Source organism: Mycobacterium sp. P7213 (genome assembly GCF_900604305.1).
GTDB lineage: Bacteria > Actinomycetota > Actinomycetes > Mycobacteriales > Mycobacteriaceae > Mycobacterium.
Genome location: NZ_UWOA01000018.1, coordinates 21,957 through 34,229 on the forward strand (window position 1 = coordinate 21,957; position 12,273 = coordinate 34,229).

At 69.7% G+C, this 12,273-nt stretch carries 9 protein-coding genes; 7 read left to right on the forward strand and 2 right to left on the reverse strand.

The features are described from left to right. The first annotated feature begins 147 nt into the window (after positions 1 to 147). From EJK91_RS08835 to EJK91_RS21730, 4 genes are all read left to right on the forward strand, one after another. The gene (locus tag EJK91_RS08835) at positions 148 to 1,347 is read left to right on the forward strand and encodes a hypothetical protein (RefSeq protein WP_125078765.1); all 1,200 of its coding nucleotides are present in this window, start codon (positions 148 to 150) and stop codon (positions 1,345 to 1,347) included. 27 nt (positions 1,348 to 1,374) lie between these two features. Next, positions 1,375 to 2,073 (forward strand): glycosyltransferase family 2 protein, encoded by a 699-nt coding sequence (locus tag EJK91_RS08840; RefSeq protein ID WP_024441712.1) that lies wholly within the window; start codon positions 1,375 to 1,377, stop codon positions 2,071 to 2,073. Between the two features lie 13 nt (positions 2,074 to 2,086). Then, positions 2,087 to 2,446 (forward strand): DUF2304 domain-containing protein, encoded by a 360-nt coding sequence (locus EJK91_RS08845; protein ID WP_024441713.1) that lies wholly within the window; start codon positions 2,087 to 2,089, stop codon positions 2,444 to 2,446. A gap of 72 nt (positions 2,447 to 2,518) precedes the next feature. After that, positions 2,519 to 2,689, forward strand: coding sequence for an Rv1535 domain-containing protein (locus EJK91_RS21730; RefSeq protein ID WP_164517918.1), 171 nt, complete (start codon positions 2,519 to 2,521; stop codon positions 2,687 to 2,689). Between the two features lie 10 nt (positions 2,690 to 2,699). Here EJK91_RS21730 and EJK91_RS08850 read toward each other — a convergent pair whose 3' ends face one another. Beyond that, a complete protein-coding gene (locus EJK91_RS08850; protein ID WP_125078739.1) occupies positions 2,700 to 7,253 on the reverse strand; it encodes a cation-translocating P-type ATPase in 4,554 nt (1,517 codons plus the stop codon). Between the two features lie 148 nt (positions 7,254 to 7,401). After that, positions 7,402 to 8,346 (reverse strand): NAD-dependent epimerase/dehydratase family protein, encoded by a 945-nt coding sequence (locus EJK91_RS08855; protein WP_024441715.1) that lies wholly within the window; start codon positions 8,344 to 8,346, stop codon positions 7,402 to 7,404. Between the two features lie 32 nt (positions 8,347 to 8,378). On the opposite strand from EJK91_RS08855, the gene EJK91_RS08860 reads away from it, so the two are divergent. The 3 genes from EJK91_RS08860 to EJK91_RS08870 all read left to right on the forward strand — a co-directional run bounded on the left by EJK91_RS08860 (position 8,379) and on the right by EJK91_RS08870 (position 12,247). Further along, positions 8,379 to 10,172 carry a hypothetical protein gene (locus tag EJK91_RS08860; protein ID WP_125078740.1) on the forward strand — a complete coding sequence of 598 codons (1,794 nt, stop codon included), beginning with the start codon at positions 8,379 to 8,381 and terminating at the stop codon, positions 10,170 to 10,172. Between the two features lie 72 nt (positions 10,173 to 10,244). After that, entirely contained in the window at positions 10,245 to 10,955 is a 711-nt protein-coding gene (locus EJK91_RS08865; protein ID WP_024441717.1) for a VIT1/CCC1 transporter family protein, read from the forward strand. 11 nt (positions 10,956 to 10,966) lie between these two features. Then, on the forward strand, positions 10,967 to 12,247 hold the full coding sequence (locus tag EJK91_RS08870) for an APC family permease (RefSeq protein WP_125078741.1): 1,281 nt from the start codon (positions 10,967 to 10,969) through the stop codon (positions 12,245 to 12,247). Positions 12,248 to 12,273 lie beyond the last annotated feature (26 nt).

Consider the following 12,273-nt stretch of genomic DNA (forward strand, 5'->3'; position numbering starts at 1 on the left):
TCCTCCGGTGGTCGAGTCAGTTCAGCGGGCTGACCGACCGTACCCCGCGACCCGCTTATTATTTGCGCCGTGGTGACCGATGTCGGTGGTACCGGATCCTCCGGGTTCCCCCGTGGGCTGGCGACCGGTCCCGTCGCCCGAGCCAGCATGGCCCGGGTCGGCACCGCAACCCTGCTCAGCGCCCTGTGCGGCTACGCCGTGCTGTATCTGGCAGCGCGCGACCTCGACCCGGCGGGCTTCTCGGTGTTCGGCGTGTTCTGGGGCGCGTTCGGGCTGGTCAACGGCGCCGCCAACGGTCTGTTGCAGGAGACCACCCGGGAAGTCCGGTTCGCCCGGGACGCGGGGACACACCCCGCATCCACCCCGCACACCCGCCCCCTGCGGGTGGCCGGTCTGACTGGGCTGGCCGCGGCCGGGGTGGTGGCCGCCAGTTCCCCACTGTGGAGCGGCCACGTGTTCGTCGAGGCGCGCTGGCTGTCGGTGGTGTTGCTCTGCTTCGGGCTGGCCAACTTCGCGATCCACGCCACCCTGCTCGGCATGCTGGCCGGCGCCAACCGCTGGACACAGTACGGCGCGCTGATGGTGACCGATGCGAGCGTCCGGGTGGCGGTGGCCACCGCGACGTTCGTCGTCGGCTGGGGCCTGGTCGGGTTCCTGTGGGCCACCGTGGCCGGCGCGCTGGCCTGGCTGCTGCTGCTGGCCGCCTCACCCTCAACCCGCTCCGCAGCGCGACTGCTGACTCCGGTGAGCACGGCGGGATTCCTGCGCGGTGCCGCGCATTCGATCACCGCAGCCGGGGCCAGCGCGGTCCTGGTGATGGGTTTCCCGGTGCTGCTGCAGGCCACCTACGGCGAATTGGGCGCTGCGGGCGGTGTGGTGATCCTGGCGGTCACCGTGACCCGGGCTCCGCTGCTGGTGCCGCTGACCGCCATGCAGGGCAACCTAATCGCGCACTTCGTCGACCAGCGGGGCCGCCGGCTGCCGGCACTGCGCACACCGGCGGCGGCCGTTGCCGCACTGGGCGCGGTGGGCGCGGTGGCCGCGGGCCTGCTCGGTCCCTGGCTGCTGCGCACAGTGTTCGGCGCGGATTACCGTGCGGACGGGCTGCTGCTGGCGGGACTGACGACGGCAGCCACCGCGATCGCGCTGCTGACCCTGACCGGGGCGGCGACGGTGGCCGCCGCACTGCATCGCGCCTACGCGCTGGGCTGGGTGGGCGCCACAGTGGCCTCGACCTTGCTCCTGCTGCTGCCGCTGGACCTGCCGACCAGAACCGTGGTGGCCCTGTTGTGCGGTCCCCTGGTGGGAATCACCGTGCATCTGGCCGCGTTGCGCACCGATTCGTAAGTCGGGCAGGCGTGTATTTTCTAAACCATCGATACCCGCTACCCCGATGTCTGGATCATCGTCCCGGCGTTCAACGAAGCGACCGTCATCGGTGACGTGATCGCCGGGATCCGTGCGAATTTCGACTACGTGGTCTGCGTCGACGACGGAAGCGCTGACGACACCGCCGTCACGGCGCGTCGCGCGGGCGCCTACGTGGTGCGCCATCCGGTCAACCTCGGTCAGGGCGCGGCCATCCAGACCGGGGTCGAGTTCGCCCGCCGGCAACCCGGCGCCCGACTGTTCGCCACCTTCGACGCCGACGGTCAGCACCGGGTGGCCGACCTGGTACGCATGATCGACCACCTCGACACCGCCGACCTCGACATCGTGATCGGCACCCGGTTCGCCGCACCCGACGCAGCCGCGACGGTACCGCCGCTCAAACGAGCGGTGCTGCGGGCCGCGGTGTTGCTCAACCCGCGGATTCGCCGACTGGGGCTCTCCGACGCCCACAACGGGCTGCGGGTGTTCAACCGGCGCGTGGCCGATGGTCTCGACCTCACCATGAACGGGATGAGCCACGCCGGGGAGTTCATCGCCCTGATTGCCGAGAACCGTTGGCGGGTGGGCGAAGTGCCGGTCGAGGTGCTCTACACCGACTACTCGAAGTCGAAGGGGCAGCCACTACTCAACGGCGTCAACATCCTGTTCGACGGGCTGCTGCGCAAGAGGATGTCGCGATGAACAGGATCTTGCGATGAATTGGATCAAGGTCCTGCTGATCGCGGCGGTGCTGATGCTGCTGGTTTACCTGCTGCTGTCGCGCCGGTCCGCTCAGTCGCGAGCCTGGGTGAAAGTCGGCTACCTGGTGTTCGTGGTGGCCGGCATCTATGCGGTGCTGCGTCCCGACGACACCACCGTGTTAGCCAACTGGCTCGGGGTGCGCCGCGGCACCGATCTGATGCTCTACGTGCTGATCATGGTGTTCGCGTTCACCACGCTGAGCACTTATATGCGATTCCGCGATCTGGAGCTGCGCTATGCCCGGCTGGCCAGGGTCATAGCGCTTACCCAAGCCCAGCCGCCCGGGCTGCCCGAACCGCCTGAAACACAGTAATTCGGCAACAATTGTCTCAGCGGTAACAGCGGGTTTGCCGCACGGCCGATTCCAGCCCGCACCGTTGCAGGTATGAGGACGACCGAAGTCCTGGCAGAACCCCTGGCCGACGCGACAGCGGCACTCCTGACCGTGCCGGCGGTCGAGCTCTACGCAGTGCTCTGGCGCGCCGGTCTGCTGCAGGTGCGACCTCCCGCGGCCAAGCGACCACAGCCGCAGGTGAGAGTGCGACAGCCGGCGTAACGGGACAGGCTCAGCGCACCAGTTCCAGCTTCGCGGACGACTTCTTCGCGGCGGACTTTCTGGCCGGCTTTCCGGCCGGGGCCTTCTCCACCGGCGTTTCCTTGGCCACCGGTGCTTTCTTCGCCGGGGCCTTCTTGACCGGAGCCTTTTTCACCGGGGCTTTCTTGGCCGGAGCCTTTTTCGCCGGGGCCTTCTTCGCTGGAGCCTTCTTCGCCGGAACCGCCGACGCCGCCTTGATGGGGGCCTCGGTCTCCCTGGCGGGAGCGGCGATCTCCTTGGCGGGAGTCGAGAACCGGCTCGCCACGGCAACCGCGGCGGTGGCCGCCGCGGCCGTGCCGAGGCCCTGGGCCCAGCCGATCGGGCCGACCGGCGTGCAACCCAACAGCTGGCTGACCCCGGGCGTGGAGACGATCGCCGCGAACAGCGCGAACGATCCGGCCGCGGTGGCCAGCACCATCGGCGCCCGCGAGTCGACCACGGTCTGACCGAGCTCGGTGGTCACCAGCGAGATCAGCGCCACCGTCGAGGCGCGCTGCGGTGTACCGGTCACGGATGCCATCGCCCAGGCGGCGGTGCCTGCCGCGCCGGTCACCCCGCCCCGGAACGCCACTGCGCGCCATAGCTTCCGCTCTTCGAGTCCGGGCACCGCGTCACCGATTGGGCCGGCCGGCGTACTCACCGCCACAGCGGTGGCCGGCAGCGCGTCGGTCAGGGTGTTCATCAACAGCAGCTGGCGAGTGTTCAGCGGCGAATTGCCGGTGACCGCGGTACCGATCACCGAGAACATCACCTCCCCGGCATTGCCACCCAGCAGCCCGGAGATGGCAAGTTGCACACCCCGCCACAGGCGCCGGCCCTCGTCGATAGCGTCGACCAGCGCACCGATCTTCCCGTCGGTCAGCACCACGTCGGCGGTGGCGTGTGCCGAGTCGCTGCCGTGCGCAACGACACCCAGCCCCACCGTGGCGGCGCGGATCGCGGCGGCGTCGTTGGCGCCGTCGCCCACCATCGCCGACACTCGGCCGGCGCGCTCCAGGGTCTGCACGATCTGCACCTTGTTCTCCGGCGACATCCGGGCGAAGATCACCCGTTCGCAGACCACCTGCTCTTGTTCCTTGCGGTTCAAGGCATTCCACTCCGAGCCGGTGATGACCTCCTCGGGGCGGACCGTCACGCCCATCTCGGCGGCGATCGCGGTGGCCGTGATCGGGTGATCACCGGTGATCATCCGGATGTCGACGCCGCGGGCGGCCAGATCGGCCAGCAGTTGCGGAGCGTCGGCCCGGGGTGTGTCGGCCAAGCCGAGGAACCCGATCAGCGTCAGGCCGGAGGCGCTGACCTCCACGAGCCGGTCGGAATCGTCCTGCACGGCCCGCACCTGCGCGGCGGTCAGTTTGCCGTGCGCGACCGCGATCACCCGCAGCCCCTGGGCCGCCATCGCGGCCACCTGCTGCTCGGCCTTGGCGCCGGCGTTCTTGCAGGCCTCCAACACGACTTCCGGTGCCCCCTTGACCAGCAGCTCCGATCCCAGCACCGACGCCGAGAAGGCCCGGCCGGAGCGGAACGGCAGGTGCGCGTCCGGTTCGATCCACGGCCGGGCACCGGCTGCGGATGCCGCGCCCTCGACGATGGCCTGGTCGGTGGCGTGCGCATGCGCCGCACCGTCGGGAGCCGGAGCCGCCTGCGCGGCCGTGCCGAGGACGTCGTCGTCGGAATATCCCGCAAGCGGGCGCACCGTGGTGACCCGCAGCCGGTTCTCAGACAGCGTTCCGGTCTTATCGAAGCAGACCACGTCGACCCGGCCGAGCGCCTCCACCGACCGCGGAATCCGCACCAGCGCACCGGTTTTCGTCAACCGCTGCGACGACGCGTGCTGGGCCAAGGTAGCCATCAGCGGCATGCCCTCCGGGACGGCTGCGATCGCGACCGCGATCGCGTTGCCGAGCGCAACCCGCAGCCCGCCCTGACGCAGCAGACCGAGCGCACCGACCGCCACACCGCCGGCGGCACTGTACGGGAAAGTCCGGTACATCAACTGAGACAGATGGTGCTGCAACCCGACCTCGGGCAGCTCGCCAGAGGCCAGTTCGGAGGCCCGACGGGCCTGAGTGTCGGCGCCCACGGCGGTCACCATCGCCAGCGCCTTACCGGCGATCACCGTAGTGCCCGCGTAGAGCATGGAGCTGCGCTCGGCCAGTTCAGCGCCGGGCGTCGGGTCCAGCTGTTTGCCGACCGACAGCGATTCGCCGGTCAGCGAGGACTCGTCGACCTCGACGTCATACACCTCGATCGTCCGGGCGTCGGCGGGCACCACCTCGTTGCTGCGCACCTCGATCAGGTCACCGGGCAGCAGTTGTTCGGCGGGGATCTCGTGGTAGGCCGGCGTGCCATCGCCCCCCATCAACACGACCCGGGCCGGCGGAGCCTGCTGTGCCAGCAGGGTGTTCAGCCGGCTCTCTGCCCGCAACCGCTGGTAAGCGGCCAACATGGCGTTACCGGTGAGCACCGTGCCCACCATCACGGCGTCGATCGGCGAACCCAGCATGGCCGTCGCCGCCGAGCACAGCGCCAAGATCGGCGTCATCGGGTCGGACAACTCCTCACGCACGGCGTGGAAGTACGGCCAGAACATGCCCTGGGATTCCGCGTCGACCGGCGCGCGTTCGGCCAACGGCAGCATGGCCTCCGGCGTCAACAGCTCGCGCGCCTGCTCGACCGTCATGGCGTGCCATTCGTAGGCCGGTGCCGGCTTCGGTGCCTGCGCACGCAACACCCGGCGGGCCAGCAGATACCCCGACAGCATTCCGGCGCCCGCACCGACGGTCACCGGCCCCGGACCGCGGCTCTGCCCCGCCCCGACACCGGGGATCGTCGCCCGAACCCCGCGAACCAAAAGCAGCCCGGCGATCGACGACGCCCCGATCGAGATCGCAACCCCACGCTCGGTGGCCGTCCGGGCAGCCGGCAGCGCGCGCAGCACCTGCCATGCGCCGGCAAGGTCGGCCAGCAGCAGATCGGCATAAAAAGGTGGTGGGGTGTCGGCATGCTCGCTCGTCGGCATCACACCCAGCGCCAGATCCGCCGACGCCAGCGCCTGCGCTGCCGAGGTGGACAACACCGCGACGGTGCGGCCGGCCTGCTGCAGGTCGGCCACCGCCGCGGCCAGCGCGGCGTCGATATCCTCACCCGAGACCGGCCGGATGTCGTCGAAACCGGGGCGCAGCTCGCTGAGGATCTCGGTGTCCACCGTGACCAGCTCAGCGCCGGAGGCACGTGCTTCGAGGACCACCGCCGAGGCCAGCGCGTGATGCGCGGGCAGGATCAGCGCGTCCACCGGCTGCGTGCGGGTCGAGCCGCGGACTGTCATGCCCGGAACCCGGTGCCAGCCCGGACGCAATCCGGGCTTGTCGAGCAGGCTCTGCGCGCTGTTCCAGGCCTTCGGCAGCTCGTGCTCGCTGGCACCGCGGATCTGTACCACCCTGCGTTGTTCACCGGTCAGCGTCCGCGGGTCGATGACCACGGTGTCGATCTTGTCGAGGCGGCGCAGGCTGTCTGGCTGCAGCGGCAGCACTCCGTGCGCGTCGGCCAGGCCCTGTCCCAAAGTCGCGGCGAACGATTCGCAACTGGTGCGCACCGCTTTCGGCGAGGTCGCCAGGATCGCGCTCGACGTCACGTCCAGGTTGCGGGTCAGTGCGCCCACCGCCCCGGCCGCGACTACCTGCGCCACCGCGGTGCGCTTCAGGTAGCGCTCAGCCAGACCGTCCGGCCGCGGGACAGGCCGCGCAGTGGTGTGCACGTCCGGGTGGTCGGCGTACCGGGCCAGCTCCGGCTCGTAGCGATTCCAGGCCAGCGCCCCGGCGCGGGTCTCGGAGGCTTTGAGGCCCTCCACCATCAGATCCACCGCCAGGATCGCCGGGGACAGGGTGATGACGTGCGACCCGAGCGAGACCAGGGAAAGCACCCGGTCGGTCTTGGCCGGACCGATCCGGCTCGCCAGCGCGTTGCGGACCAGCGGCTGGTAGCGGGCCACCGACGCCGCGGCGTCGAAGATCTTGGGCGCGGCCGGCCAGCGCATCGCGCTGCCCACGGTCGCGATCGCCAGCCCTACCGCGTTGGCCCCCACCATCGCGCCCTTGGTGGCCAGCAGCAGTCCATCGCCCGGCAATGCCGCGGTGTCGGTCGGGGAAAGTTCGATGCTTTTCTCGGCCGCTTCCACCGCGGCGCACAGGTCCGCCAGCGCAACGTGGTCGCCGATCTCGACGACTACCCGGGACAGCGGGCGGTTCAGCCGCACCGAGGTGACGCCGGGCTCGGCCCGCAGGGCTGCCAGAACCTCGGCACCGATGTCCACGCCGTCGGAGTCGTCGAGCCCGTGCACTTCGATCCAGGCCCGCCCGGCGCCGCGCCAGCTTCGTCGGCTGGTCAGATCGGAACGCTCACCGGCCAGGATCTTGGCGCCTTCGCGCAGTGGGATGGCGGCGAGGTCAACGCTGGCCCCCAAAACGGAGGATGCGGCGGCGCCGATGGCGTCCAGACCAAAACGGCCGATTGCGAAAACATCCATGGCTGGCCTCCAGCGTCATAGCAGCGCTGGAGGTCTCTTCCGCCGGTTGTCCGGCCCACAGCCCCGGTCACCCGATGACAGGCGACGTGATGACGACACTGCGAATTGGGGAATACTCCCCTCCGACCGGCCAGTATGCCACAAAGGTTCAGATGGACTTCATCTGCCGGAAGTACTCCACGGTGCGTGTCACGCCATCGGCGAGCGCGACCTGAGGGCGCCAGCCCAGCACCTCCGCGGCCCGCGAGATGTCCAAACAGGACCGCTTCAGGTCACCGAGGCGCGGCGGGTGGAACTCCGGGTCGTCGGGTCCACCGACGGCCGCGGCCACCGCGGAATGCAGCTGCCGGTCGGAGGTTTCCACCCCGGTGCCGACGTTGAACCGCTGCCGGTCACCGGCCTCGCCCGACGCCCGCACGAAAGCGTCCACCACGTCATCGACGAACACGTAGTCGCGGGTGTTCGATCCGTCCCCGAACACCTTGGTGGGCCTGCCCTCCAGCAGCGCCTGGGCGAAGATCGCCACCACCCCGGCCTCGCCGTGCGGGTCCTGGCGGGGGCCATAGACATTCGCCGGTGCGATGTGGGAGCACTGCAGCCCGTAGAGGTGGCCAAAGGTGTTGAGGTAGATCTCACCGGCGACCTTGCCGGCGGCGTAGGGCGAAGCGGGGTCGGTCGGGACGTCTTCCCCGGTCGGGTAGCACGGTGGGGTGCCGTAGATCGAGCCGCCCGACGAGGTGTGCACGACCTTGCGCACGCCCGCCGTCCGCGCGGCTTCGGCGAGCCGGATCGTCCCGATGACGTTGACCGAGCCGTCGAAGACCGGGTCGGCCACCGAATGACGCACATCGATCTGGGCGGCCAGGTGAAAGACCACCTCGGGCTGGTGCTGCGCCAGGATCGCGTTCAGGTCCGCGGAGACGATGTCGGCCTCGACGAAGCTGAAGTCGGCGTCCTCGGCCAGGTGCTCGATGTTGCCGGCACGCCCGGTGGCGAAATTGTCCAGCCCGACTACCTGGTGCCCGTCCGCCCGCAGGCGGTCGACCAACGTCGATCCGATGAACCCGGCTGCTCCGGTGACCAGTGCTCGCACCGGCCCACCATACCGACAGGTAAGAAAGACTGATGCGCACGCGTTTCACTGCCCTGCCTTGGGTCTGCTGGGCGGCGGTGGGATTGGTCGCCGCCCAGCTGGTCGTTCGGGCGGTCGTGGCTTTCGGGGGTTACTTCTACTGGGACGACCTGATCCTGGTCGGCCGGGCCGGAACCCACCCGCTGTTGTCGCCGGCGTACCTGTTCGACGACCACGACGGTCATGTGATGCCGGGCGCGTTCCTGGTGGCCGGGGCACTGGCCAAGCTGTGGCCGCTGCAGTGGGCCGCGCCGGCGATCAGCCTGGTGGTGCTGCAGCTGCTGTCGTCGTGCGCGTTGCTGCGCGTGCTGTGGGTGATTCTGGGCTGGCGGCCGGTGCTGCTGATACCGCTGACCTCCGCGTTGTGGACTCCGCTGGGCCTGCCGGCCTTCGCCTGGTGGGCGGCGGCGCTGAACTATCTACCGCTGAGCGCCGCATTGTCCTGGGTGTGCGCGGACGCGATCCTGTTGGCGCGCACCGGGAATCGGCGCTACGCGTGCACCGCCACCCTGGCCTACCTGGGCGGGTTGGTGTTCTTCGAGAAGTCCGCGGTGATCCCGTTCGTAGCCTTCGCGGTGACGGCACTGCTGGGCTATGTGTCCGGTAAGCCGCTGGCCGGAGCGATTGTCGGGGCGTGGCGGGCCGGGTCCCGCATGTGGACGGCGATGCTGGCGGTGACCGCGGGGTGGATCGGGGTCTACCTGGTAGTGGTGAATCAGAAGCGGTGGAGTTTCGACCTCGATATGACCCGCGACCTGCTGCTGCGCTCGATCACCCACGGCATCGTCCCGAGCCTGGCCGGTGGCCCGTGGACCTGGGCGCGCTGGGCGCCGGCCTCGCCGTGGGCGCTGCCGGGGCCGGTGGTGATGACGCTGGGGTGGCTGGTGCTGGCCGCGCTGGTGGCGGTGTCGCTGGCGCGCAAACACCGGCTGGTGCCGGTATGGCTTGCCGCAGCCGGGTACGCAGCGGCCTGCCAGGTACCGATCTATCTGATGCGCTCCTCGGCGTTCACCGCGCTGGAGCTGGCGCAAACCCTGCGCTACCTGGCCGATCTCGTCGTGGTGCTGGCGATCCTGGGCGCGGTCGGGTTGTGCGCCCCGAACCGCGCCTCGTCGCGCCGGCTGGACACCTCACCGCTGCGCACCGTGGCGGTGACCGGCCTGGCCGCCGCGTTCACCGTGAGCAGCCTGTATTCGACAGGGACGTTCTTGACCTGCTGGCGGGACGATCCGGCTCGCGGGTACCTGCAGAATGCCCGCAACGGTCTGGCCGCGGCACATGCCGCCTCCGACGCGCCGATGCTGGACCAAGAGGTCGACCCGCTGGTGCTGCAGCGGGTCGTCTACCCGGAGAACCTGGCCAGCCACATGTTCGCCCTACTGCGGGACCGCCCCGAATTCGCCTCGGCGACGACGCAGTTGCGGATGCTGACCAACACGGGGACGGTGGCCGACGCCCAAGTGACCTGGGTCCGCTCTCTAGTTCCCGGCCCGGTGCCCCACTGCGGCTATCTGATCCAGCCGGACCGGCCGGCGACCCTGGCGCTGGACGGCCCACTGCTGCCCGCGGACTGGACCGCCGAGATCAACTACCTGGCCAACGTCGACGGTGCGATGACCCTGTCACTGTCGGACGGCCCCGAGGTGCGGGTGCGGGTCCGGCCGGGGCTCAACCGTGTCTTTGTGCGGCTGCCGGGCGCCGGATACAACGTGTCCGCGCGCGCCGACACCGCAGCGCTGTCGGTGTGTATCGCGGCCGGCCCGGTCGGCTACCTCGCGCCCCGGTAGCGTCGCTGCAACCACCTGCGAGTAATCGCTGGTCACGAGGACAGGGTGGGCGCTACGGTGTCGCGCATGCGCATGCGTTCACCGCACTCGGCCGAGCCCCATAACGGCTCGCTGGCGTCGAAACTCAATTGGTTGCGCGCCGGGGTGTTGGGGGCCAACGACGGCATCGTCTCGATCGCGGGGATCGTGGTCGGCGTCGCCGCCGCCACCGCGCAACGGGGTCCGATCTTCACCGCCGGTATCGCCGGCGTGGCCGCCGGCGCCGTGTCGATGGCCCTCGGTGAGTACGTGTCGGTGAGTACGCAACGTGACACCGAACAGGCTGTGCTGCATAAGGAGCGCCGCGAACTGCAACAAGACCCGGCGGCCGAACTCGAGGAACTTGCCGACTTATATGCGGCCAAGGGATTGTCGGCGGCGACGGCCAGGTTGGTGGCCGAAGAGCTGACCCACCACAATGCGTTCGCTGCGCACGCCGAGGCTGAATTGGGCATCGACCCGGACGATTTGACCAACCCGTGGCTGGCCGCGGCGGCGTCAGCCCTCGCGTTCACGGCGGGAGCGCTGTTGCCGATGGTCGCGATCCTGCTGCCGCCGACCACATGGCGAGTCCCGTTGACCGTCCTGGTCGTGCTGCTGGCACTGATGCTCACCGGTGTGGTCTCGGCACGCTTGGGGGGCGCAAACGTCCGAAACGCCTTGGTCCGCAATACCACCGGCGGGGCGCTCGCGCTGGGCACCACGTACCTGATCGGCCAGCTGGTCGGCCACACGATCAGCTAGACCTTGAGCTGATGGACGGTCACACGACCCCTGATCCGCAGCCGACGTCCGGTGCGCTGCGCCGGCAGCTGGGCATGTTCGACGCGGTGACGATCGGGCTGGGCTCGATGCTTGGTGCCGGCATTTTCGTGGCATTGGCGCCGGCGGCCGCAGCGGCCGGTGCGGCGATGCTGATCGGGTTGATCGTGGCGGCGGTCATCGCCTACTGCAACGCGGTTTCCTCGGCGCGGCTCGCGGCACAGTATCCCGCCTCCGGCGGTACCTACGTATACGGGCGCGAACGGCTCGGACCGTTCTTCGGCTATCTGGCCGGGTGGGGCTTCATCGTCGGCAAGACCGCATCGTGCGCGGCGATGGCACTGACCGTGGGTTTCTACGCATGGCCCGCACACGCGCACGCGATCGCGGTGGCGGTGGTGCTGGGGCTGACCGCAATCAACGTGCTGGGGGTGCAGAAATCGGCGTGGCTGACCCGGCTGATCGTGGTAGTGGTGCTGGCGGTATTGGCAGCGGTTGTGGTGACCGCCCTGGGCTCCCAGGGCGTTGAAACCGCTCGGTTCGGCCACTCGTCAGTGTCGGTGCCAGGGGTGTTGCAGGCGGCGGGTCTGCTGTTCTTCGCGTTCGCCGGCTACGCCCGGATCGCCACGCTGGGTGAGGAGGTACGCGACCCCGCCCGCACCATTCCGCGGGCGATCCCGGCCGCGTTGGCCATCACCCTGGTGGTGTACGCCCTGGTGGCGGTAGCGGCACTGAATGTGCTTGGCGCAGAAGGTCTTGCCGGAGCATCGGCGCCCTTGGTGCAGGTGGTGAGGGTCGCCGGGGCGGCCAAACTGACCGTGATGGTCCAGATCGGAGCGATTCTCGCGGCGACCGGGTCCCTGCTGGCCCTGATCCTGGGGGTGTCGCGTACCACCCTGGCGATGGCCCGCGACCGGCATCTGCCCGGGTATCTGACCGCGGTGCATCCCCGGTTCGGGGTGCCGCATCGCGCCGAGATCGCGGTCGGCCTGGTGGTTGCCGTGCTGGCCGCCACCACCGATATCCGCGGTGCCATCGGGTTTTCCTCGTTCGCGGTCCTGGTCTACTACGCCGTGGCCAACGCCGCGGCCTGGACCCTGTCCCCCGCCGAGGGCCGTCCCCCGCGCCTGATCCCGATCATCGGCTTGGTGGGCTGCATCGTTGTCGCGTTCGCCTTGCCCGTCAGCTCGGTCCTGGCCGGACTCGCGGTGCTCGGCGTGGGTATTGCCGCTTACGGCGTGCACCGTCGATCGGGCCGGCTCGGGCGCCGGTAGTCCGCGACCGCGGCGAACAACGCGCC